General features: G+C 73.1%; 18 protein-coding genes. 8 read left to right on the forward strand and 10 right to left on the reverse strand.

Annotation, left to right across the window (positions count from 1 at the left end; genetic code table 11):
- Positions 1–28 precede the first annotated feature (28 nt).
- Complete coding sequence (locus tag ACZ5NJ_RS33735) at positions 29–1,609, reverse strand: PucR family transcriptional regulator (RefSeq protein WP_468770052.1); 1,581 nt, start codon at positions 1,607–1,609, stop codon at positions 29–31.
- A 135-nt stretch (positions 1,610–1,744) separates the two neighbouring features.
- Positions 1,745–4,126: an ATP/GTP-binding protein gene (locus ACZ5NJ_RS33740; protein WP_468770054.1), complete on the reverse strand. Its 2,382-nt coding sequence runs from the start codon at positions 4,124–4,126 to the stop codon at positions 1,745–1,747.
- Between the two features lie 250 nt (positions 4,127–4,376).
- Here ACZ5NJ_RS33740 and gabT point away from each other — a divergent pair, with 250 nt between their 5' ends.
- On the forward strand, positions 4,377–5,723 hold the full coding sequence (gabT, locus tag ACZ5NJ_RS33745) for a 4-aminobutyrate--2-oxoglutarate transaminase (RefSeq protein ID WP_468770057.1): 1,347 nt from the start codon (positions 4,377–4,379) through the stop codon (positions 5,721–5,723).
- Positions 5,724–5,856: 133 nt separating this feature from the next.
- Complete coding sequence (locus ACZ5NJ_RS33750) at positions 5,857–6,642, forward strand: phosphatase PAP2 family protein (RefSeq protein ID WP_468770059.1); 786 nt, start codon at positions 5,857–5,859, stop codon at positions 6,640–6,642.
- Positions 6,643–6,690: 48 nt separating this feature from the next.
- Here ACZ5NJ_RS33750 and ACZ5NJ_RS33755 read toward each other — a convergent pair whose 3' ends face one another.
- From ACZ5NJ_RS33755 to ACZ5NJ_RS33785, 7 genes are all read right to left on the reverse strand, one after another.
- Positions 6,691–7,146 (reverse strand): hypothetical protein, encoded by a 456-nt coding sequence (locus tag ACZ5NJ_RS33755; protein ID WP_468770061.1) that lies wholly within the window; start codon positions 7,144–7,146, stop codon positions 6,691–6,693.
- Between the two features lie 153 nt (positions 7,147–7,299).
- Positions 7,300–8,718 carry an NAD(P)/FAD-dependent oxidoreductase gene (locus ACZ5NJ_RS33760; protein WP_468770063.1) on the reverse strand — a complete coding sequence of 473 codons (1,419 nt, stop codon included), beginning with the start codon at positions 8,716–8,718 and terminating at the stop codon, positions 7,300–7,302.
- Positions 8,719–8,741: 23 nt separating this feature from the next.
- On the reverse strand, positions 8,742–9,536 hold the full coding sequence (locus tag ACZ5NJ_RS33765; protein ID WP_045947668.1) for an ABC transporter permease: 795 nt from the start codon (positions 9,534–9,536) through the stop codon (positions 8,742–8,744).
- Positions 9,536–10,465 carry an ABC transporter permease gene (locus ACZ5NJ_RS33770; RefSeq protein ID WP_468770066.1) on the reverse strand — a complete coding sequence of 310 codons (930 nt, stop codon included), beginning with the start codon at positions 10,463–10,465 and terminating at the stop codon, positions 9,536–9,538. Before ACZ5NJ_RS33770 ends, ACZ5NJ_RS33765 begins: the two co-directional genes overlap by 1 nt.
- Positions 10,462–11,610 (reverse strand): ABC transporter ATP-binding protein, encoded by a 1,149-nt coding sequence (locus ACZ5NJ_RS33775; protein ID WP_468770068.1) that lies wholly within the window; start codon positions 11,608–11,610, stop codon positions 10,462–10,464. Before ACZ5NJ_RS33775 ends, ACZ5NJ_RS33770 begins: the two co-directional genes overlap by 4 nt.
- A gap of 70 nt (positions 11,611–11,680) precedes the next feature.
- Positions 11,681–12,931: an ABC transporter substrate-binding protein gene (locus tag ACZ5NJ_RS33780; protein ID WP_468770070.1), complete on the reverse strand. Its 1,251-nt coding sequence runs from the start codon at positions 12,929–12,931 to the stop codon at positions 11,681–11,683.
- 49 nt (positions 12,932–12,980) lie between these two features.
- Positions 12,981–14,495, reverse strand: a complete 1,515-nt coding sequence (locus ACZ5NJ_RS33785; RefSeq protein WP_468770127.1) for a gamma-aminobutyraldehyde dehydrogenase — start codon at positions 14,493–14,495, stop codon at positions 12,981–12,983.
- Between the two features lie 182 nt (positions 14,496–14,677).
- On the opposite strand from ACZ5NJ_RS33785, the gene ACZ5NJ_RS33790 reads away from it, so the two are divergent.
- Complete coding sequence (locus ACZ5NJ_RS33790; RefSeq protein ID WP_468770072.1) at positions 14,678–15,232, forward strand: NADAR family protein; 555 nt, start codon at positions 14,678–14,680, stop codon at positions 15,230–15,232.
- Positions 15,233–15,720: 488 nt separating this feature from the next.
- The gene (locus ACZ5NJ_RS33795) at positions 15,721–17,307 is read left to right on the forward strand and encodes a vWA domain-containing protein (protein ID WP_468770074.1); all 1,587 of its coding nucleotides are present in this window, start codon (positions 15,721–15,723) and stop codon (positions 17,305–17,307) included.
- A gap of 111 nt (positions 17,308–17,418) precedes the next feature.
- On the opposite strand, the gene ACZ5NJ_RS33800 is transcribed toward ACZ5NJ_RS33795, so the two are convergent.
- Positions 17,419–18,081 carry a DUF4190 domain-containing protein gene (locus ACZ5NJ_RS33800; RefSeq protein ID WP_468770076.1) on the reverse strand — a complete coding sequence of 221 codons (663 nt, stop codon included), beginning with the start codon at positions 18,079–18,081 and terminating at the stop codon, positions 17,419–17,421.
- Positions 18,082–18,302: 221 nt separating this feature from the next.
- Between ACZ5NJ_RS33800 and ACZ5NJ_RS33805 the strand changes: the two genes are divergently transcribed.
- The 4 genes from ACZ5NJ_RS33805 to ACZ5NJ_RS33820 are packed head-to-tail and all read left to right on the forward strand — an operon-like array spanning position 18,303 to position 21,924.
- Complete coding sequence (locus ACZ5NJ_RS33805) at positions 18,303–19,328, forward strand: adenosine deaminase (RefSeq protein WP_468770078.1); 1,026 nt, start codon at positions 18,303–18,305, stop codon at positions 19,326–19,328.
- A gap of 36 nt (positions 19,329–19,364) precedes the next feature.
- On the forward strand, positions 19,365–20,054 hold the full coding sequence (locus tag ACZ5NJ_RS33810; RefSeq protein ID WP_468770080.1) for a glycerophosphodiester phosphodiesterase: 690 nt from the start codon (positions 19,365–19,367) through the stop codon (positions 20,052–20,054).
- The gene (locus ACZ5NJ_RS33815) at positions 20,051–21,223 is read left to right on the forward strand and encodes a sensor histidine kinase (protein WP_468770082.1); all 1,173 of its coding nucleotides are present in this window, start codon (positions 20,051–20,053) and stop codon (positions 21,221–21,223) included. Before ACZ5NJ_RS33810 ends, ACZ5NJ_RS33815 begins: the two co-directional genes overlap by 4 nt.
- The gene (locus tag ACZ5NJ_RS33820) at positions 21,220–21,924 is read left to right on the forward strand and encodes a response regulator transcription factor (protein ID WP_468770084.1); all 705 of its coding nucleotides are present in this window, start codon (positions 21,220–21,222) and stop codon (positions 21,922–21,924) included. Before ACZ5NJ_RS33815 ends, ACZ5NJ_RS33820 begins: the two co-directional genes overlap by 4 nt.
- Positions 21,925–22,055 lie beyond the last annotated feature (131 nt).

Below are 22,055 nucleotides of genomic sequence, written 5' to 3' on the forward strand. Positions count from 1 at the left end.
GCTGCGCGGGGCGGGTCAGCGGGGCGGGTCAGCGGTGGGACGGGCTGGTCTTGAGGGCGAGCCACAGTTCCATGCGGACGTCCGGGTCGTCCAGGGAGCGCCCGAGGATCTCCTCGACCCGCTTCATCCGGTAGCGCAGGGTGTGCCGGTGGACACCGAGGTCGGCGGCGGCCGCGTCCCACTGCCCGTGCCGGGCCAGCCACGCCTGGAGGGAGGCCACCAGGTCCCCCCGCCCGGTCGCGTCGTGGTCCCGGAGGGCCCGCAGCGTGCCCTCCGCGAAGGCCCGTACCGCCTCGTCGGCCAGCAGCGGCAGCACCGACCCCGCCGCGAGGTCCTCGTGCTCGACCAGCGGCCGCCCGCGCCGCCGGGCCACGGCCAGCGCCTGGTCGGCCTGCTTGAAGGCGGCGGCCACGCCCTCCGGCCCGGCCGGGGCCGAGAGCCCCACCACCAGCTCGTCCGGCTCCGGCCCGGCCGTCTCGCGCCCGCGCCGGGACTCCAGCGCCTCGGCGTGGTCCGCGCAGGCCTGCACCGCCGCTCCCCCGTCGGCGGCGAGCACCACCAGCCGTCCGGGCTCCGGCACCACCAGCAGCGCCTCCCCGGTCCGCGAGGCCGCCGACTCCACGGCGTCGGCCAGCAGCGCCAGCCCCTCCGGCTGGGCCGTCCCCGGCAGCGCCGGCTCGGCGACGACGATGCGGAACGGCGCCTCCAGCAGCGCCCCGTACAGGTCCCCGGCCACCGCCCGCGCGTGCCCGGGCTCCCCCTCCAGCAGCATCCGCAGCACCGCCGCGCCCAGCCGGGACTCCGCGTCGTGCAGCGACCGGGAGCGCTCGGTGGTCAGGGTCAGCAGGGCGACGGCGGAGTGCACCGCGTACCGCTCGGCGGTGCCCAGCGGGGCGGCGGTGCCCACGGCGAGCGCGCCGCGGGCCCGCCGCCCGGTGCCGAGGGACTGGAGCTCGACCCGGTCCTCGGCCCCGCCCACCACCGCGCTCGCCGGCGCCGGCCGCTCGCGCAGCCGCTCCACGTCGGGGGTCAGCCGGGCGGCCCGCCGCGCGGCCCAGTCGGGGGCGGCGGCGACGACGGCGCCGGAGGTGTCGTACAGCGCGGCCCAGCCGTGCACGTGGGCGGCGAGCTTCGCCAGCAGGTCGCCGGGGCCGTCGGAGGAGAGCGCGGCCCGGGTCAGCTCGCGCTGCGCCTCGAAGCCGGCGGTCACGGCCCGGTACTGGTCGGCCGCGAGGGCCGCCGAGACGGCCTTGCTGATGGCGAGGAACGGGGTGCGCCGGGGCACCTCCAGCAGCGGCAGGTCCTCCTCCCGGGCGGCCTGGACCAGCGCCTCGGGGACGGCCTCGTAGTTCACCCCGACGGCGAAGCCGATGCCGACGACCCCGGCGGCCGCGAGGCGCCGCACGTAGCGCCGCATCTCCTCGGGGTCCTCGGCGTCCAGCTTCATGGCGGTGACGAGCAGCAGCTCGCCGCCCTCCATGTAGGGGACGGGGTCGGCGAGCTCACTGACGTGGGCCCAGCGGACGGGGGTGTCTAGGCGGCCCTCCCCCGCCCGGACGCTGAGCTTGAGGGCCGAGTGCTGGACGAGCGAGGCGAGGGTGAGCGGCATCGGGTACCAGAGGCCTTAGGGGGAGGGCGGGGAGCGGCGGGCGGGGTGTTCTCGATCCTGGGGTCCCGCGGTCCGGAGATTGCTCCACGCCGTATGAACGACCCCTCTCGATTCTGCCACCCCGTACGGGTTCCCTCAGCCCGTTCCGCCCAGCCGGAGCAGAAGCGGAGCTGCTCGTTCCCCTCGGACGGAGGTGAGGGAGAGGACCGCGCAGCCGGGCGGCACGGCGTGCGCCAGCTCGGACGCGGACCAGCGCTCGCGCTCCACCTGGCGGACGGTGACCGCGTCGGTGGTGACCGCCTTGCCGGTGACCATCTTGCGGAAGGCGTGGATGGCCCGGGTCAGCGGCTGGTCGGCGAAGACGGTGCGGTGGGTGACGTCGCGGGTCTCGACCCACTCGGTGCCCCAGGCCTCGGCGAAGCGCTGCCCGTCCCAGGTGGTCACCCCGGAGAAGGCCATCCGGCAGCCGACGGCCCCGAGCAGCGGGGTCCGCAGGGCCTCGGGGACGTCGTCCAGCGAGCGGAGCGAGAGCAGCACCCCGGCGTTCGCCGAGCGCAGCCGCTGGAGCCCGCGGACGGTCTCCGGGGTCAGGGTGTGCGAGGCGTCGTCGAGGGCGAGGAAGGCGAACAGCGAGCGGTCGGCGCGGGCGGCGGCGGAGGCGTTGAACTGGGCGAGCAGCAGCCGGGCCAGCATCCGTGAGGCGTCGGCGTGCCCGCGTTCGGGCAGGTCCACGCGGACCCGGACGGGGTGTTCGAGGGCACGCAGCGAGAAGGGCCGGCCGCGGCCGGTGGTGTCGAAGAAGCCGGCGAAGGCGGGCCGGTCGAGCAGGGCGATCCGGTCGGCGAGGGCCGGGCCGGGGTCGCCGTGGGCCCCGTACTGGCGCTCGCGCGCGGCGAGCTCGCGGAGCATCGCCTGCTGCCCGGCCCCCTCCAGGGCCTGGCGCAGGGAGGTGACGGCGGTGGGCACCCCGTCGAGGAGCTCGCGCAGCTCGGGGACGGAGGGGAAGCGGCCGTGCGCCGCGCGGAAGGGGCCGAGCAGCTGGGCGAGGGCGGTGGCGGCGCGGCGGACGTCGGCGCCGGGGACGTCGGCGACGAGGGCCTCGGCGAGCAGGGCGGCGGCCTCGTCGCAGTCGCCGGTGCCACCGTAGAGGTCGAGGTCGTGGACGGAGTCGGGGTCGCCGACGCGGACCACGATGTCGTAGGCCTCGTCGGGGCCGAGCCGGGAGCCGGCCGCGCCGACGGCGATGACGGCGGCCTGCCCGGCCAGCGCCTGGAGCGCGAGGGACTCGACGACGGGCCGCACGAGGCGGGCGGTCTTCCCGCTGCCGGAGGGGCCGACGGCGAGCAGGGAGGTCCCGAGCACGTCGGGGCCGAGGGCGAGGCCGGTGCCGCGGCGGGCGTAGGGGTTGCGCTCGCCGTCCTCGACGGTGCCGAGGAGCACCTGGCGGGCCAGCAGGTCGTGCCGGGCGGCGCGGACGGGGAGGTCGCGGTCGCCGGAGGGGTGGACGCAGGCGGCGGCGCCCTTGGCGCGGACGGCGTCGGCGAAGGCCGACAGCCGGGTGGGGTCGGCCCGCACGGACTCCCAGGCCCGGCGGATCCGCGCGTAGTCCACGTCGTTCATCCGCCCGCCCCGCACCTCCCCCCCGAGCCGCTCGGCCACCTCCCCGAGCCCGGCATCCCGCAACTCGGGCCAGGAGGCGGGGTCGGCGCTCGAACCGGGCTCGACCGGGTGCGGCGCCGAGTGACCGGGTCCCGTCGCCTTTGCTGCGACCCCGGCTCCTGACGGCACGGTCCGCTCCGGCCCTGGGGCCCCCCACCACCCGCCGACGCGGGCGAAGTAGACGGCGACGGAGCCGTAGAGCAGGACGTTCAGCAGCAGGCTGACCACCAGCCCCATCACCGGCGGCATGTCTCCCCACGGCAGGTGCTCGAAGAAGAGGGCATCCGCGGGAACGGTATTGGTCCAGATGAGCAGCGCCACCAGCAGGGCGCCGGCCACGGCGCCCGTCCTGCGGGCCCGTGCCCCACGGGCGGCGACGAGCCGGTCGAAAGCCGTCCTCCAGGCACCGAGGCGGCTGAACCACGCCACCAGCCCGCCTGTCAGAAGCAGCTCGTACACCTGCTGGGCGGCCTGCCCCCGGTGGTCTACGGCCCCACCGCCCAGTGCCCACCAGTCCCGGGGGGTGAAGAGCTTGAGTGGGACCTCGATGTAGGGGATGTAGCCGTTGGTCAGCAGGGACCACGCCAGCACGCAGGCGAGGAACGAAATGACCGCCCCACTCAACAGGGACCGGTCCCCCGCCGGATCCGCCGCGCCCCCCTTGCGCGGTACGTACCCGAACCGCCACACCCCCGGTTCGGCCTCCGGCCGCGCCGTGCGGAGCCAGTCCGCGAGCGGGGCGCCGGCGCCCGCCGTCGGCGCGTGGCGGGGTTTCGGCGGGGCCGGGGCGGGTGGGGACGGGCGGGGGACCTGCCCCGCGCGGGTCGCCTGTCCGTCGTAGGTGCCCTCGCTGTCCATGAACCCCTGCCCCCTGCCGTGCCATGCCGTTCCCTGTAACGCCGCGGCGCTCAATCTAGTGCCCGGCCCGCCACTTGGGCCCGCACCCGGGCGGGTTCGACGGGCCACGCGCCGCATCCTTCCTATGGCCGTCACGGACAAGGACACGCGGACACCACTCCCTAACGGAGCATGCCTTACCCCCTCCCCCGGGCCTAGCCTGCGGACAAAGACACAAGTGCGTCCGAAAACACCCCCCAGGGAGCCCTCTATGACCGCTGTCCCGCAGGAGCGCCGCATCGTCACCGCGATCCCCGGCCCCAAGTCGCAGGAGCTTCAGGCCCGCCGCCTTTCGACGGTGGCCGGCGGCGTGGGCTCCGTGCTCCCCGTCTTCACGGCGCGCGCGGGCGGCGGCATCATCGAGGACGTCGACGGCAACCGCCTGATCGACTTCGGCTCCGGCATCGCCGTGACCTCCGTGGGCGCCTCCGCCGAGGCCGTCGTGCGCCGCGCCTCCGCGCAGCTCGCCGACTTCACCCACACCTGCTTCATGGTCACCCCCTACGAGGGCTACGTCGAGGTCTGCGAGGCCCTCGCCGAGCTGACCCCGGGCACCCACGCCAAGAAGTCGGCCCTGTTCAACTCGGGCGCCGAGGCCGTCGAGAACGCCGTCAAGATCGCCCGTGCGTACACCAAGCGCCAGGCCGTCGTCGTCTTCGACCACGGCTACCACGGCCGCACCAACCTCACGATGGCGCTGACGGCGAAGAACATGCCGTACAAGCACGGCTTCGGTCCGTTCGCCCCCGAGGTCTACCGCGTCCCGGTCGCCTACGGCTACCGCTGGCCCACCGGTGCCGAGAACTGCGGCCCCGAGGCCGCCGCCCAGGCGATCGACCAGATCACCAAGCAGATCGGCGCCGAGAACGTCGCCGCGATCATCATCGAGCCGGTCCTCGGCGAGGGCGGCTTCATCGAGCCGGCCAAGGGCTTCCTGCCGGCGATCGTGAAGTTCGCCAACGAGAACGGCATCGTCTTCGTCGCCGACGAGATCCAGTCCGGCTTCTGCCGCACCGGCCAGTGGTTCGCGTGCGAGGACGAGGGCATCGTCCCGGACCTGATCACCACCGCCAAGGGCATCGCGGGCGGTCTGCCGCTCGCCGCCGTGACGGGCCGCGCCGAGATCATGGACGCCGCTCACGCGGGCGGCCTGGGCGGCACCTACGGCGGCAACCCGGTGGCGTGCGCCGGTGCGCTCGGCTCCATCGAGACCATGAAGGAGCTCGACCTCAACGCCAAGGCGAAGAACATCGAGTCCCTCATGAAGTCCCGCCTCTCCGCCATGCAGGAGAAGTACGACATCATCGGCGACATCCGCGGCCGCGGCGCCATGATCGCGATCGAGCTCGTCAAGGACCCGGCGTCCAAGACCCCGTTCCCGGAGGCGGCCGGCGCGCTCGCCAAGGCCTGCCACGCCGAGGGCCTGCTCGTCCTCACCTGCGGCACCTACGGCAACGTGCTCCGCTTCCTGCCGCCGCTGGTCATCAGCGACGAGCTGCTGAACGAGGGCCTGGACCTCATCGAGGCGGCGTTCGCGGCCATCGGCACGGACGTCTGAGCGAGCCGCCGAACACAGGAGCCCGCCGGTACCGCCGGTAACGGTCGGGCGCTGTGAAGAAGCTGTGGGGGGCCGATGACAAGAGGCCGTTCCTGCTGTCGGTCCCCCCTCGGCTGCCGTACGGTTTCTGCAGATGAGTGAGACAGACCGCTCCCGGGCAACCGGGGGCGAAACCGGTACAGGGCTTCCCCAGCGCCGTACTGGGCATGCGTTCGCGCACACTCCTCTCCGATCGGACGGCCGTCCGCCCCAAACCCCCCGGGGCGCACGGCAACCCGATCCGGCCGGCCGTCCCGGAACCATCCCCCCTGTTCCGGGACGGCCGGCCTCTTTCCTCCCCCTGCTGCTGTCGGCCCTGTGCGCCGTCCTGCTCTCCCTGGTCACCTGGCAGGTCCTCGTCGGCGGCCCGCTGCTGGCCCCGGACCGGGCACTGAGCCGCGCGCTGGTGCGGACCGTCCCGGACTCCGTCACCGAGCGCCTCGCGGACCTCGGGAACATCCCGGTCGCCGTCCCCGTCCTCGCCCTGGCCATGGCGTTCGCCGTCCGGCGTGGCCGGCGCCTCGCCGCCCTCGCGGCCGGCGCCGCGATGGCCCTGGTGCCGGCGCTGATCGTGCCGCTCAAGGAGTGGACCGCCCGCCCGGGCCCCCTGGAACCCTGGGCCGCCGGCTACTACCCTTCGGGCCACACGGCCACGGCCCTGACGGCCTACACGGCCGCGGCCCTGCTCGTCACCCCGCACACCCGCCGCCGCTGGCCCCTGCCGGCCGCGGCCGCCCTGACGGCCCTGACCGCGGCGGGCCTGGTCCTGCGCGGGTTCCACTGGCCGCTCGACGTCATGGCCAGCCTGCTCCTGTGCACGCCCCCGCTGCTCGGCGTGCGGTGGGCGGCCGGCCGGAGTACGCCTCGAAGTTCCGGCTGAACTCCCGGCCGCCGAAGCGGTCCCCGTTCAGCGCCCGGTCACATCCGATCAGCCCTCCCCCGCCAGGGCCCTGGCCGCCGCCTCGTGCAGGGCGAGCTCCAGCAGGGCCGGGTCCGTCAGGGTGCCGCGGCCGTCCGGGAGGTGCAGCCAGCGCGGGCCGCCCGTCGCCCGGGCGGGGTACGGGACCGCGATCCAGCTCCCGCGCCCGGCGCCCCGTACGCCCGTGCCGACCCAGTGGGCGGCGGTGCCCGCGGGCACGAAGAAGCCCAGGCGGGAGGTCCGGCCGGCGGCGAGTACCGGGCCGGGCGGGGCGGGCAGCCGGCGCAGTACTCCGAGGGCCGCCGAGCCCAGCGGCCCCGGGGTGATCAGGAGGTCCCAGTGCACGCCCGCCGGCAGGAGGGCGACCCCGAGGGGGCTCCGCTCCCATTCCCACCGGCAGGCGTCCGGGTCGGGTGCCGCCGCCGCCAGCCACTCCACTGCCGTCCTGGTCCCCGGGAACGCCATCGCCCGGCCTCCGTTCGTCTCGCGGTGTGAGGGTGTCTCACCGGGAGAGAGCGGGGCCGGGCGTGGCTATGACGCGGGTCGGGTTACTCCATGGAGGTGAAGCGGGTCACGCCCCCGGCGCGGGAGTGCGCCGGGGCGCGCCCGCCGGCGGCCTCAGCTGTCGAAGCCGAGGCCGAAGCGGTCCAGCGTCTTCAGCCACAGGTTGCGGTGGCCGCCCCGGGCGTCGGCGCGGGCCAGCGACCACTTGGTGAGGGCGATCCCGGTCCAGGCCAGGGGCTCGGGCGGGAACGGCATCGGCTTGGACCTCACCATCTCAAGCCGGGTGCGCTCGGTGGAGAGCCCGTCCAGCAGGTCCAGCATCACGTCCGCGCCGAAGCGGGTCGCGCCCACCCCGAGCCCGGTGTAGCCGGCGGCGTAGGCGACCCGGCCGGAGTGCGCGGTGCCGAAGAAGGCCGAGAAGCGGGAGCAGGTGTCGATGGCCCCGCCCCAGGCGTGGCTGAAGCGCAGCCCCTCCAGCTGGGGGAAGGCGGTGAAGAAGTGCTCCGCCAGCTTCAGGTAGGTCTCGGGGCGGTGGTCGTACTCCGAGTCGAGCTTCCCCCGGTAGGGGTAGATCGCGTCGTAGCCGCCCCACAGGATGCGGTTGTCCTTGGTGATGCGGAAGTAGTGGAACTGGTTGGCGCTGTCGCCCAGCCCCGGGCGGTTCTTCCAGCCGACGGAGGCCAGCTGCTCCTCGGTCAGCGGCTCGGTCATCAGCGCGTAGTCGTAGACCGGGACGGTGAACGGGCGGATGCGCTTGACCAGCGACGGGAAGATGTTGGTGCCCAGGGCGACCCGGCGGGCCAGGATCGTGCCGTACGGGGTCTCCACGGTCATCCCGGCGCCCGCCCGGGCCATCCTGAGGCCGCGGGTGTTCTCGTAGATCCGCACGCCCTGCTCCAGGCAGGCCCGCTTCAGTCCCCAGGCCAGTTTGGCGGGGTTGAGCATGGCGACGCCCTCGCGGTCCCACAGGCCCGCGAGGAAGGTCGGGGAGTCGACCTCCGCGCGCAGCGCCTCGCCGTCCAGCCATTCGGAGCCGTCCGCGAGGCCGAGCCTCAGGGCCTCCTCGTGGAGCTCGCGCAGCTCCTCGACCTGGTGCGGCTCGGTGGCCACGTCGATCTCGCCGGTGCGCTCGAAGTCGCAGTCGATGCCGTAGCGGGCGACCGCCTCCTCGATGGCGTCGAGGTTGCGGGCGCCGAGCTCCTCCAGCTTGGCCAGCTCGCCGGGCCAGCGGGCCAGGCCGTTGGCGAAGCCGTGGGTGAGGGAGGCCGCGCAGAAGCCGCCGTTGCGGCCGGAGGCGGCCCAGCCCGCCTCCTTGCTCTCGATCAGTACGACATCCCGGCCGGGGTCGCGCTCCTTGGCGAGCAGCGCGGTCCACAGCCCGCTGTAGCCGGCACCGATGACGAGCAGGTCGCACTTCTCGTCGGAGGTGAGGGCCGGCTGCGGGTCGGGGCGGCCGGGGTCGTCCAGCCAGTACGAGACCGGCTTCGCTTCGGAAAGGGATTTCGCAACACTACGCATGGCGACTGGGGCCATGGCTTCCAACTCCCTACAGGGGTCTACTTCGGTTGTGCCTTCTTGCGGCGGTTGCCGGCCCACTGGCCGGCGAGGACCACCAGCACCGCGATGACGAACATCGCCGTGCCGATGACGTTGATCTGGACGGGCGTACCGCGCTGGGCCGATCCCCACACGAACATGGGGAAGGTGACGGTGTTGCCCGAGTTGAAGTTGGTGATGATGAAGTCGTCGAACGAGAGCGCGAAGGACAGCAGCGCGCCCGCCGCGATACCGGGGGCCGCGATCGGCAGGGTGACGCGCAGGAAGGTCTGCACGGGCCCGGCGTAGAGGTCGCGGGCGGCCTCCTCCAGCCTCGGGTCCATCGACAGCACGCGGGCCTTGACGGCGGCGACGACGAAGCTGAGGCAGAACATCACGTGGGCGATCAGGATGGTCCAGAAGCCCAGCTGGATGCCCATGTTGAGGAACAGGGCGAGCAGCGAGGCGGCCATCACGATCTCGGGCATGGCCATCGGCAGGAAGATCAGCGAGTTGACCGCCCCGCGCGCCCGGAACCGGTAGCGCACGAGCGCGAAGGCTATGGCGGTGCCGAGGACGGTGGCGCCGATGGTCGCCCACAGGGCGATCTGGAGGGACAGCGCGAGGGAGCCGCACAGGTCGGCGACCCCGCAGGGGTCCTTCCAGGCGTCGAGGGAGAACTCCTGCCAGGCGTAGTTGAAGCGCCCGGTGGGGTTGTTGAAGGAGAAGACCGTGACGACGACGTTCGGCAGGATCAGGTACGCGAGCGTGCCGAGGCCCGCGATGACGACGAGATTGCGGCGGAGCCAACGCATCAGACCAGGTCCTCCGTTCCCGCTCGGCGGATGTAGACGGTGACCATGATCAGCACGATGGCCATGAGGATGAAGGACAGCGCGGCCGCCGTCGGGTAATCGAGGATCCGCAGGTACTGCGACTGGATGACGTTGCCGATCATCCGGGTGTCCGTGGAGCCGAGCAGTTCGGCGTTGACGTAGTCGCCGCTGGCGGGGATGAAGGTCAGCAGGGTCCCGGAGACCACGCCCGGCATCGAGAGCGGGAAGGTCACCTTGCGGAACACCGTGGCCGGGGTGGCGTACAGGTCGCCGGCGGCCTCGTGGAGACGGGTGTCGATGCGCTCCAGCGAGGTGTAGAGCGGCAGGATCATGAAGGGCAGGAAGTTGTACGTCAGGCCGCAGACCACCGCGAGCGGGGTGGCCAGAACCCGGCTGCCCTCGGTGATGCCGAGCCAGCTGGTGACGTCCAGGAAACCGATCGTGTGCAGGACGCCGACGACCGGGCCGCCGTCGGCCAGGATCGTCTTCCAGGCCAGGGTGCGGATCAGGAAGCTGGTGAAGAACGGGGCGATGACGAGGACCAGCAAAAGGTTTCGCCAGCGGCCCGCCTTGAAGGCGATCAGGTAGGCGAGCGGGTACCCCAGCAGCAGGCACAGCACGGTCGCGGTGCCGGCGTAGGCCAGGGAGCGCAGGAACTGCGGGAGGTATTCGGTGAAGGCGTCCCAGTAGGTCTGGAAGTGCCAGGTGACCTTGAAGCCCTCTTCGAGGGAGCCGGTCTGCACCGAGGTGGAGGCCTGGTAGACCATCGGCAGCACGAAGAAGACGAGCAGCCAGACGATGCCGGGGAGCAGCAGCCAGTACGGGATCAGGCGCTTCTTCAGCGAGGCCCGGTGGACGGGGGGCTCGGCCGGGGCTTCGGCCCGCGGGGGCGCGGCGGTGGCGGTCACGCGCTCTCCTCGACGGTCTCGATGCCCGCGTCGATGTCCTGAGCGGCGTCCAGGCCGAAGGTGTGCTCCGGGTTCCAGTGCAGGACCACCTCGGCGCCGGGGACCAGGCGGGCGTCGCGCTCGATGTTCTGGACGTAGACCTCCAGCTCGGGGCAGACCGGGCTGTCGATCACGTACTGGGTGGAGACGCCGATGAAGGAGGAGTCGGCGATCTTGCCGGTGATCTTGTTGCGGCCGGCCGGGACGGTCTGCTCCTCCTCGGCAGGGACCAGGGATATCTTCTCGGGACGCACGCCGACCAGCAGCTTTCCGCCGGTGCGGGGCGTCGTCGAACATCGGGCGGCCGGCAGCCGGAGCGTGGCGCCGGAGGCCGAGACGGTCACGTCGGAGCCGGCGGACTCGACGGAGGCCTCGATCAGGTTGGAGGTGCCGAGGAAGTTCGCGACGAAGGTGGTGCGCGGGTTCTCGTAGAGCTCGGCGGGGGCGCCCAGCTGCTCGACGCGGCCGCCGTTCATCACCGCGACCGTGTCGGCCATGGTCATGGCCTCCTCCTGGTCGTGGGTGACGTGCACGAAGGTGATGCCGACCTCGGTCTGGATCCGCTTGAGCTCCAGCTGCATCTGGCGGCGCAGCTTGAGGTCGAGGGCGCCGAGCGGCTCGTCGAGGAGGAGGACCTGGGGGTGGTTGATCAGGGCGCGGGCGACGGCCACGCGCTGCTGCTGTCCGCCGGAGAGCTGGTGGGGCTTCTTGCGGGCGTGCTCGCCGAGCTGGACGAGGTCGATCATGTCGTCGACCTGCTTCTTGACCGACTTGATGCCGCGGCGGCGCAGGCCGAAGGCGATGTTCTCGAAGATGTCCATGTGCGGGAACAGCGCGTAGCTCTGGAAGACGGTGTTCACCGGGCGCTTGTAGGGCGGCAGGTGGGTGACCTCGCGCTCGCCCAGGCTGATGGTGCCGGTGGAGGGCTCCTCCAGGCCGGCGATCATGCGCAGGGTGGTGGTCTTCCCGCAGCCCGAGGCGCCGAGGAGGGCGAAGAAGGAGCCCTGCGGGATGGTGAGGTCCAGCGGGTGCACGGCGGTGAAGGAGCCGTAGTGCTTGCTGATCCCGGCGAGGCGGACGTCGCCGCTCGCGGTGGTGTCGGTCATGGGCCTGGGCCTTCGGTGGTGTGTCGTGGAAGGGGGGCGGGGGCGCGCGGAGGGCCGGCGAGGGGGCCGGTCAGGCGCCGATGAGCTTGGCGAACTTCTCCTCGTACGCCGTCTCTTCCTCGCTGCTGAGGGAGCGGAAGGCGTGGGCCTTGGCGGCCATCTCCTTGTCCGGGACGATCAGCGGGTTGTCCGCGAGCTCCGGCTTGATCCTGGCCAGCTCGTCCTTGACGCCGTCGACCGGGCAGACGTAGCTGATGAAGGCGGCCAGCTGCGCGGCGACCGCGGGCTCGTAGTAGTAGTCGATGAGCTTCTCGGCGTTGGCCTTGTGCCGGGCCTTGGCGGGGACCAGCAGGTTGTCGCTGGAGGTGATGTAGCCGGCGGCCGGGATCGCGTACTTGATGTCGGGGTTGCCGGCCTGGAGCTGGATGACGTCGCCCGCCCAGGCGAGGCAGGCCGCGATGTCGCCCTTGTCGAGGTCGGCGGTGTAGTCGTTGCCGGTGAAGCGGCGGATCTGCTTGGTGTCGACGCCCTTCTGGAGGCGGCCGAGGGCGGCGTCGTAGTCCGCGGTGGTGAACTTCGCCGGGTCCTTGCCCTGGTCGAGGAGGGTCATGCCGACGGTGTCGCGCATCTCGGTGAGGAAGCCGACGCGGCCCTTGAGGGTGGGGTCGTCGAGCAGCTGGGTGACGGAGTCGACCTTGTTGCCGCCGGTGGCCTTGACGTTGTAGGCGATGACGGTGTCGATGCCGGTCCAGGGGTAGCTGTGGGCACGGCCCGGGTCCCAGTCGGGGTTGCGGAACTGGGGAATCAGGTTGGCGTAGGCGTTCGGGAGGTGGGCGGGGTCCAGCTTCTGCGCCCAACCGAGCCGGATGATGCGGGCGGCGAGCCAGTCGGTGACGACGATCAGGTCGCGTCCGGTGTCCTGGCCGGCCGCGAGCTGGGGGCGGATCTTGCCGAAGAACTCGACGTTGTCGTTGATGTCCTCGGTGTACTTGACCTCGATGCCGGTGCGCTTGGTGAACGCCTCCAGCGTCGGACGGGACTTCTCGTCGTCGCTCGTGTCCATGTACTCGGTCCAGTTGGAGAAGATGATCTCCTTCTCCTGGTCCGAGTGGTCGTCGGACGGCGCCGCCTGGCCGCCCTCGCGCTTGGCGGGCGGGATGCCGCAGGCGGTGAGGGCGGCGAGGCCGCCCAGGGTGAGCGCCCCGGCTCCGGAGGCGCGCAGCAGCGAGCGGCGGGTGAGGGCGCCGCGGCCACTGGTGAGACTGCGCCGCATCGCGGCGAGTTGCGCCGCCGAGAGGCGGTCGGGCTCGAACTGCTCCATGCGCGTTGCCCTTTCGGGAGGGAGGGCCGCTGGTCAGGCGGCGCTGCGGCTATCGGTCCCCGAAGATCGTGCGGTGCCAGTCCTTGGCGGCCACCGCGGTGTTGTCGTACATCACGTGCTTGACCTGCGTGTATTCCTCGAAAGAGTAAGAGCTCATGTCCTTTCCGAAGCCACTGGCCTTGTAGCCCCCGTGCGGCATCTCGCTGATGATCGGGATGTGGTCGTTGACCCAGACGCAGCCCGCCTTGAGCTCGCGGGTGGCCCGGTTCGCCCGGTAGAGGTCCCGGGTCCAGGCGGAGGCGGCGAGGCCGTACGGGGTGTCGTTGGCCAGGGCCAGCCCCTCGTCGTCGGTGTCGAAGGGCAGGGCGACGAGGACCGGGCCGAAGATCTCGGACTGGACGACCTCGCTGTCCTGGGCGGCGCCGGTGATCAGGGTGGGCCGGTAGTAGGCGCCCTCGGCGAGATCCCCTCCGGGGGTCTCGCCGCCGGTGACGACGGTGGCGTACGCGCGGGCGCGCTCGACGAAGGCGGCGACCCGGTCGCGCTGGGCGTGCGAGACCAGCGGGCCGAGGTCGGTGGTGGGCTCGAAGGGGTCGCCGAGGCGGACGGTCTCCATCAGCTCGGCGACGCGGGCGGTGAAGGCCTCGTAGAGGGGGCGCTGGACGTAGGCGCGGGTGGCGGCGGTGCAGTCCTGGCCGGTGTTGATGAGGGAGGCGGCGACGGCGCCGTGGGCGGCGGCCTCCACGTCGGCGTCGTCGAAGACGACGAAGGGGGCCTTGCCGCCGAGCTCCAGGTGGAGCCGCTTGACGGTGGCGGTGGCGATCTCGGCGACCCGCTTGCCGACGGCGGTGGAGCCGGTGAAGGAGGTCATGACCACGTCGGGGTGGCCGACCAGGTGCTCGCCCGCGTCGCGGCCGGCGCCGGTGACGATGTTGATCACCCCGTCGGGGATCCCCGCCTCCTTGGCCGCCTGGGCGAACATCAGGGAGGTCAGCGGGGTGAGCTCGGCGGGCTTGAGGACGATGGTGTTGCCCGCGGCGACGGCCGGGAGGATCTTCCAGGCGGCCATCTGGAGGGGGTAGTTCCAGGGGGCGATGGAGCCGACGACCCCGATGGCCTCGCGGCGTACGTAGGAGGTGTGGTCGCCGGAGTACTCGCCGGCCGCCTGCCCCTGGAGGTGGCGGGCCGCGCCCGCGAAGAAGGCGGTGTTGTCGATGGTCCCGGGGACGTCGAACTCCGTGGACAGCTTCAGCGGCTTGCCGCACTGGAGGGACTCGGCGTACGCGAAGTCCTTCGCCTGCTCGGCCAGGACGGCGGCCAGCCGGTGCAGGGCGTCCGAGCGCTCGCCCGGGGTGGCGGCCGACCAGGCCGGGAAGGCCCGCTTGGCGGCGGCGACGGCCTCGTCCACGTCGGCCGGGCCGGCGAGCTCGTAGGTGAGCACGTCCTGGCCGGTGGCGGGGTCGACGACGGTGTGCGACCGTCCTGAGGTACCGGGCCGGAGGCGGCCGTCGATGTACTGCGCGCCGTCTGCGAAGCGGTCCTTGACCTGGAAGCGGTTACCCATCACGCTCTCACGCTCTCCGTAGCTACAGCTCGAATTGAGTGCCGATCCTGACAGAGGGCTTTCCCTCCGCCAAGTGATTCCGTTGTTGCCTTTTGATTACGCGACGGAATCGGTCGACCATGTGTCGAGGCGCGCCGCAAATCCCGTACGAAGTGTCAGTGGTGGCTGGCAGACTCGCGTGCATGGAGAAGATCGACGCTCTGATCGGGCAGGTCAGCCGTGGTGAGCGGGTGAAGTTCCTGCCGTTCTGGGGACACCGGCCGCGCCCGGACGGGAGCCTGGGGCCGAGCTGCCTCAGCCAGTGGTGGCCGTCCCCCTTCACTGTGGGTGACGTCCGGTATGCGACGGCCGAGCACTGGATGATGGCCGGGAAGGCCCGCCTGTTCGGGGATCCGGAGGCCGAGCGGGCCGCTCTGGAGGCGGGCAGTCCGGCGCAGGCGAAGAAGGCCGGGCGCCTGGTGCGCGGCTTCGACGAGGCGATATGGCAGCGGGAGCGGTTCGCGCTGGTCGTGGAGGGCAGCGTGCACAAGTTCGGCTCCGACCCGGCGCTGCGCGCGTACCTGCTGGGTACGGGGGCGCGGGTGCTGGTGGAGGCGAGCCCGGTGGACCGGATCTGGGGTGTCGGGCTGGCCCCCGACGACGACCGCGTCCTGGACCCGGCGCGCTGGCGTGGCCTGAACCTGCTGGGGTTCGCCCTGATGGAGGCGCGTACGCGGCTGCGCGAGGAGGCCTGCTGAGGGCTCCGTAAATGCGTGGCGGCGCGGGTGGGGCGGACCCTAACGTGGACCTCGTCCAGGTGCGAAGGCGAGACCTACTTCGACTACTCATCGGGCGGTCGCGGGTTCGAGTCCCGCCACCGGTACTCGTGCCGGTGTAGCTCAGTCGGCAGAGCACCTTGTGGTTTCGCCGGCCTTGTTCTCTGGACACCTAGTCGTCACGCACCTCCCGGTGCGCCCGGCGGCGGCTACTTCTCGCAGAAATCATGCCGCCGCCCCATCTGATCTCGGGAGGCCCGCGTGGGGGATGCCCGGTGCGCAGGCGACGGTTACTTCCGGGACCCGGAGGTCGTGGGTTCGAATCCCACCCGGCCCACACCCGCGAGGGCACGGGCCGGTGGAGCAGCTTGGTGGCTCGCCGGGCATGTGTACCGTCTCCGACTCCGATCTCGGGCATCCCCCACCGGCACGCCTCCCCCGCTCTTCGTCCTGAATTCGGGGGGATTCACATGGCCCGCTTCAACCAGCGCGCGTCCAGGACCACGTCCGCGCCCGCCTCGCCCGTGCGCTCCACGGGCCGGCGCACCGCCAACCACCACGGCAGCCCCGGCTTCGTCCGCGACGCCCGCTCCGAGCTGTTCCTGCTGGCCGTCGCCAACTTCGTCACGCAGAACACCGCGTACGAGTCCGGCGGGGACCGCGACGACCGCTTCGCCGCACTCGTGCGCCGGCTCGCCGTCGAGGACCCGGAGTGGACCGCCGGCCTGCTGCACTGGCTGCGTCGCGACGGCAGCATGCGGACGGCCTCCCTCGTCGGAGCCGCCGAGTACGTCAAGGCGCGCCTCGACGCCGGCGCCACGGACGGGCCGTCCAACCGGCGGGTCGTGGACTCCGTACTGCTGCGCGCCGACGAGCCCGGCGAACTGCTGGCCTACTGGACGGCGGTGCACGGGCGCAACGTCCCCAAGCCCGTGAAGCGCGGCATCGCCGACGCCGTGCGCCGCCTCTACTCCAGTGCCTCGCTGCTGAAGTACGACACCGCGTCGAAGGGCTTCCGCTTCGGTGACGTCCTCAACCTGGTGCACGCCTCGCCCGACCCGGCCAGGCCCTGGCAGGGCGAGCTGTTCCGCTACGCCCTCGACCGGCGCCACCACCCGGAGACCGCCGAGGTCCCGGCCGGCGACCGCACCCTGACCGCCCACCGGGAGCTCATGGCACTCCCGGTCGAGCGGCGCCGGGCCGTGGTGACGGGGAAGGACGGGGCGGACCGGCTCGCGGAGGCGGGCATGACCTGGGAGGCGCTGGCCGGCTGGCTCCAGGGGCCGATGGACGCGGCCGTGTGGGAGGCGGTCATCCCGTCCATGGGCTCGATGGCCCTGCTGCGGAACCTGCGCAACTTCGACCAGGCGGGGGTCTCGGACGCGGTGGCCCGGGAGGTCGCGGGGAGGATCAGCGATCCCGAGTCCGTCGCCCGGTCGCGGCAGTTCCCCTTCCGCTACCTGGCCGCCTACCAGCACGCGCCCTCGCTGCGCTGGTCGTACCCGCTGGAGCAGGCGCTGGGGCACGCGCTGGCCAACGTGCCGGAGCTGCCCGGCCGGACGCTGATCCTGGTCGACCGCTCCGGTTCGATGTGGTCGCCGCTGTCGGCCCGCTCGCAGCTCAACCGGGCCGACGCGGCCGCCGTGTTCGGCACGGCGCTGGCCCTGCGGGCCGAGCGGGCGGACCTGGTGCAGTTCGGCACCGTGAGCAAGGAGGTCGCGTACCGGCGCGGCGAGTCGGTGCTCAAGGTGCTGGAACGGTTCGAGAGCCTCGGCGGCACCAACACCGCGGAGGCCGTGCGCCGGCACTACAAGCGCCACGACCGGGTCCTGATCGTCACCGACGAGCAGGCCGACTACGCGTACGGCGGCGATCCGACGGCCCTGGTGCCCGGGAAGGTCCCCGTCTACACCTGGAACCTGGCCGGCTACCAGGTGGGCCACGCGCCGTCCGGTACGGCGAACCGGCACACCTTCGGCGGGCTCACCGACGCGGCCTTCCGGATGGTCTCCCTGATCGAGGGCGGCCGGGACGCCGACTGGCCGTGGGCCGCGTAGGCCCCCCGCGGGAACGGTGAAGGGCCGGTCCCGGGCAGCTGCTGCCCGGGACCGGCCCTTCACCGTGTCCGCCGTCGCGGGGCCGCGCCGGTCCTGCCGGGTGCCTCGGTGTCAGACCCGCTCGCGGACCTGCGTGTTCGAGTGCGAGCCGCCGTCCGGGGTCTCGTTGAGGGTGTCCGCCATGAACCCGGCGAACATGACCGCCACCAGGAGGGCGCCCAGCACGATGCCGATCGCGCCCAGGATGATGCCGGCGAGGGCGACGCCGCCGTTGGTGGCCTCGCCCCGGTTCGCCTTGCCCCGGCCGAGCACCCCGAAGACCACCGCGGCTATGCCCAGCGCGATGGCGAAGAAGCTCGTGACGCACCCGACGACCGCGAGGATCCCGAGGACCAGCGCGGTGACGCCGAAGCCGTTGTTCGGGCCGGGTCCGTACGGCTGGTACCCGGTGTAGCCGGGGTAGCCCGGGTAGCCGGGAGGGGCCGGGTAGCCGGGCGCGCCCGGGTACGCCGGAGGGGCCTGGTGGCCGGCGGGGGGCTGGTAGCCGGGATAGCCGTACCCGGGCTGGCCGGGCGGCTGGGCCGCGGCGGGACCGGGCTGCCCGTACCCGCCCTGGGCGGGGTATCCGTACGCGGCGCCCGGCGCCGGCGGCGTCGGTGCGGAGGCCGGAGGCGGTGCGGAGGCCGGAGGCGGTGCGGCGAAGGGCGCCGGGCCGGACACGGGCGGCGTCCCGTCGGCTCCCGGCAGCCCGACGACCGTCTGCTGGTCGTGCACGGACGGCGGGCCCCCCGGGGTCCCCGGTGCCTGGCGCGGGCCACCGCCCGGTTCGCCCGCCCGCCCCTCGGGCGGCGCCCACGGGTCCCTCGGCTCAGGGCTCTGGTCGGTCATACGGCGCCCCCCTCTCGTACAGCCATGCTAAGCGCTGCCGCCGACAGGGCCGGGCCTGCCTACGATGAAGCAGACCTGCACGCACCAGCGTCCCACCGGAGGCCCCCATGTCCGACCTGCACCCCTTCATCGCGGGGCTGCCGAAGGCCGAACTCCACGTCCACCACGTCGGCTCGGCGTCCCCGCGCATCGTCGCCGAACTCGCCTCCCGCCACCCGGACTCGAAGGTCCCCACCGACCCCGAGGCCCTGGCCGACTACTTCACGTTCACGGACTTCGCCCACTTCATCGAGGTCTACCTGTCGGTCGTGGACCTGGTCCGCACCCCCGACGACGTCCGCACGCTGACCTTCGAGGTCGCCCGCGACATGGCCCGGCAGAACATCCGCTACGCCGAACTGACCATCACGCCCTACTCGTCCACGCGCCGCGGCATCGACGAGCGCGCCTTCATGGAGGCCATCGAGGAGGCCCGCAAGGCCGCCGAGTCCGAGCTCGGCGTCATCCTGCGCTGGTGCTTCGACATCCCCGGCGAGGCCGGCCTGGAGGCCGCCGAGGAGACCGCCCGCCTCGCCGTCGACCTGCGCCCCGAGGGCCTGGTCTCCTTCGGCCTGGGCGGCCCGGAGATCGGCGTGCCGCGCCCGCAGTTCAAGCCGTACTTCGACCGGGCCCGGGCGGCCGGCCTGCACAGCGTGCCGCACGCGGGCGAGACCACGGGCCCGGAGACCGTCTGGGACGCCGTCCGCGAACTGGGCGCCGAGCGCATCGGCCACGGCGCCAGCTCCACGCGGGACCCGGAGCTGCTGGCCTACCTCGCCGAGCACCGCATCGCCCTGGAGGTCTGCCCGACCTCCAACATCGCCACCCGCGCCGTGGCCGACCTCGACGAACACCCCGTCAAGGAGATGGTGCGGGCGGGCGTGCTCGTCACCATCAACAGCGACGACCCGCCGATGTTCGGCACCGACCTCAACAACGAGTACGCGGTCGCCGCCCGGCTCCTCGACCTCGACGAGCGCGGCCTCGCCCAGCTGGCGAAGAACGCCGTCGAGGCCTCCTTCCTGGACCCGGCCGGCAAGGCGAGGCTGACCGCGGAGATCGACGCGTACACGGCCGAATGGCTGGCCCGCTGACTCCCCTTGATCGCTCCGGCCCCCGAGAATGGGGGCATGAGCACCCTGACTGCCGTCGGCCACCGCGGCGATCCCTACCGAGTCCGTGAGAACACCCTCGCCTCGATCGGCTCCGCGTTCGCGCGCGGGGCCGACGCGGTGGAGATCGACGTGCGGCTGACCCGCGACGGCGTGCCGGTCCTGCTGCACGACGAGACGCTGAAGCGGCTGTGGGGCCACGACGTACGGCTCGACGCCGTCACCGCACCGCAGTTGAAGGAGCTCGCCGGGGGCGGGGTGCCCACCCTGCGCGAGGCGCTGATGGAGGCCGGGGCCGGCCGGCTGATGATCGACCTGCCCGGGGCCACGTTCGAGGCCGTACGGACCGTCGTCGACCTGGTGCGCGAGTGCGGGGCCCGCGACCGCACCTACTACTGCGCCGGCCCGAACACCATGCTGGCGGTGCGCGCCGCCGACCCGGGTGCGGAGATCGCGCTGACCTGGACCACCCTGTCGCCGCCGCGCCGGGTGCTGATCGACGCGGTGTCCCCGCGCTGGCTCAACTACCGCTTCGGGCTGGTCAGCCGGGAGCTCACGGACGCCCTGCACCGGGACGGGCTGCTGGTGTCGGCCTGGACGGCGGACACGAAGCGGTCGATGCGGGCCCTGCTGCGGGCCGGGGTGGACTCCGTCACCACGAACCGGCTGGACGCGCTGGCCGCCGTACGGGCCGAGCTCGGGCGGTGAGGCGCGGGCTCGGCGAACGCCTGCGGGAGCGGGCCCTGCGGGCGGATCCGCGCTGGCGGGACGCGGGGCTGACGCTGCTGGTTCAGGTGGCGGCGACCATCCCCTTCGTGGTGCCCCGCGATCCGGCGGACTCCCCGGCGACATGGACGGCGTACCTGCTGACGACGCTGGGGAACGTACCGCTGCTGTGGCGGCGCCGGGCTCCCGTGGCGGCGCTGCTGGGGGTGCTCGTCGCCGGTTCGGTCTACCGGCTGGCGCTGGACGGTCCGGGGCAGCCGCTGCCGTACGCGGGGCTGGTCTGCGTCTATTCGATCGCCCTGCTGCGGCCGCCGCGGGTGCGGCTGGCCGTCGCGGCGGCGCTGGTCCTGGTGATCGCGGTGTCCGTCGGGCTGAACACCGGCACGGCCCGGGAGCTGCTGTTCTCGCTCTTCGTGTTCGCGGCGGCGTTCGCGCTCGGGCGGCTGCAGGCCACGCGGCTGGCGTACACGGCGGCGGTGGAGGACCGGGCGGCGCAGCTGGAGCGCGCGAACCGGATCGAGGCGGAGCAGGCGGCGGCGCGCGAACGGGCGCGCATCGCGCGGGAGATGCACGACATCCTCTCGCACGCCGTCAGCATCATGGTGGTGCAGGCGGAGGCCGGGCCGGTGGCGGTGCGCCGGGCCCCGGAGCGGGCGGAGGCGGCGTTCGAGGCGATCGCCGAGACGGGGCGGGACGCGATGGCGCAGCTGCGGACGATGCTGGGCGTGCTGCGGACGCAGGAGGCGGCTCCGCGCGCTCCGCAGCCGGGGATCGGGGAGCTCGGGGCCCTGGTGGAGCGGGTGCGGGCGAGCGGGCTGGCGGTGTCGTACGAGCGGACGGGCGCGGTGCGCGAGCTGCCGGCGGCGCTGGGGGCGACGGTGCACCGGGTGGTGCAGGAGGCGCTGACCAACGTGGTGAAGCACGCGGGGGCCTCGGCGGTGGACGTACGTCTGGAGTACGGGCCGCGGGAGCTCGCCGTCCGGGTCACGGACGACGGCCGGGGTGCGGCCGGGGGCGCCGCGGGCGGGCACGGGCTGATCGGGATCCGGGAGCGGGCCGCGGCGCACGGCGGGACGGCGTGGACCGGGCCGGGGCCGGACGGGCGCGGGTTCACGGTGCTTGTAACCTCGCCGCTGGAGGTGGGGAATTGACGATCCGTGTGGTGGTGGCCGACGACCAGGAGCTGGTGCGCAGCGGGTTCGCGATGATCCTGGACGTCCAGGAGGACATCGAGGTGGTGGCGGAGGTCGGGGACGGGGCGGCGGCGGTGGCCGCGGTGGAGCGGCTGGCCCCGGACGTGGCGCTGCTGGACGTCCGGATGCCGGTGCTGGACGGGATCGAGGCCTGCCGGGCGATCTCGGCGCGGGGCGGCGCGTGCCGGACGGTGATGCTGACGACCTTCGACTCGGACGAGTACGTGTACGAGGCGCTGCACGCGGGGGCGAGCGGGTTCCTGCTGAAGGACGTGCGACGGGACGACCTGGTGCACGCGGTGCGGGTGGTGGCGGCGGGCGAGTCGCTGCTGGCGCCGTCGGTCGCGCGGCGGCTGATCGAGGAGTACACGGCGGCGACGGCCCGGCCGCCGGCCGCCCCGGCCCTGGCGGCGGAGCGGCTGGAGGTGCTGACGGCCCGGGAGCGGGAGACGCTGCTGCACCTGGGGCGGGGGCTGTCGAACGCGGAGATCGCGGCGGCGCTGGTGGTGAGCGAGCACACGGTGAAGTCGCACGTGGGGAACGTACTGGCGAAGCTGGGGCTGAGGGACCGGATCCAGGCGGTGATCTGCGCGTACGAGACGGGTCTGATCGCGGCGGGCGCGGCGGATCCCTCTGGGGTATCTCCCTCTGGGGAGTGAGGGGGCGGCGGGTCGTATCCCCCGCACCGGCGAGTTGTCGTACCGCTGAAGACCCCTCTGGATGGTGATGTGCGGTGACCCCTCTGACCTGCAGCATTGAGGTCATCGGGGGGCAGCGGGCCGCTCGGTCG

This window comes from Streptomyces sp. NPDC032091 (assembly GCF_055580265.1).

What these genes read in the sequence shown, in the direction of transcription:
- ACZ5NJ_RS33735 (WP_468770052.1), bottom strand. Translation starts at nt 1,609, where the DNA reads ATGCCGCTCACCCTCGCCTCGCTCGTCCAGCACTCGGCCCTCAAGCTC.
- ACZ5NJ_RS33740 (WP_468770054.1), bottom strand. Translation starts at nt 4,126, where the DNA reads ATGGACAGCGAGGGCACCTACGACGGACAGGCGACCCGCGCGGGGCAG.
- gabT (WP_468770057.1), top strand. Translation starts at nt 4,377, where the DNA reads ATGACCGCTGTCCCGCAGGAGCGCCGCATCGTCACCGCGATCCCCGGC.
- ACZ5NJ_RS33750 (WP_468770059.1), top strand. Translation starts at nt 5,857, where the DNA reads ATGAGTGAGACAGACCGCTCCCGGGCAACCGGGGGCGAAACCGGTACA.
- ACZ5NJ_RS33755 (WP_468770061.1), bottom strand. Translation starts at nt 7,146, where the DNA reads ATGGCGTTCCCGGGGACCAGGACGGCAGTGGAGTGGCTGGCGGCGGCG.
- ACZ5NJ_RS33760 (WP_468770063.1), bottom strand. Translation starts at nt 8,718, where the DNA reads ATGGCCCCAGTCGCCATGCGTAGTGTTGCGAAATCCCTTTCCGAAGCG.
- ACZ5NJ_RS33765 (WP_045947668.1), bottom strand. Translation starts at nt 9,536, where the DNA reads ATGCGTTGGCTCCGCCGCAATCTCGTCGTCATCGCGGGCCTCGGCACG.
- ACZ5NJ_RS33775 (WP_468770068.1), bottom strand. Translation starts at nt 11,610, where the DNA reads ATGACCGACACCACCGCGAGCGGCGACGTCCGCCTCGCCGGGATCAGC.
- ACZ5NJ_RS33780 (WP_468770070.1), bottom strand. Translation starts at nt 12,931, where the DNA reads ATGGAGCAGTTCGAGCCCGACCGCCTCTCGGCGGCGCAACTCGCCGCG.
- ACZ5NJ_RS33785 (WP_468770127.1), bottom strand. Translation starts at nt 14,495, where the DNA reads ATGGGTAACCGCTTCCAGGTCAAGGACCGCTTCGCAGACGGCGCGCAG.
- ACZ5NJ_RS33790 (WP_468770072.1), top strand. Translation starts at nt 14,678, where the DNA reads ATGGAGAAGATCGACGCTCTGATCGGGCAGGTCAGCCGTGGTGAGCGG.
- ACZ5NJ_RS33795 (WP_468770074.1), top strand. Translation starts at nt 15,721, where the DNA reads ATGGCCCGCTTCAACCAGCGCGCGTCCAGGACCACGTCCGCGCCCGCC.
- ACZ5NJ_RS33805 (WP_468770078.1), top strand. Translation starts at nt 18,303, where the DNA reads ATGTCCGACCTGCACCCCTTCATCGCGGGGCTGCCGAAGGCCGAACTC.
- ACZ5NJ_RS33810 (WP_468770080.1), top strand. Translation starts at nt 19,365, where the DNA reads ATGAGCACCCTGACTGCCGTCGGCCACCGCGGCGATCCCTACCGAGTC.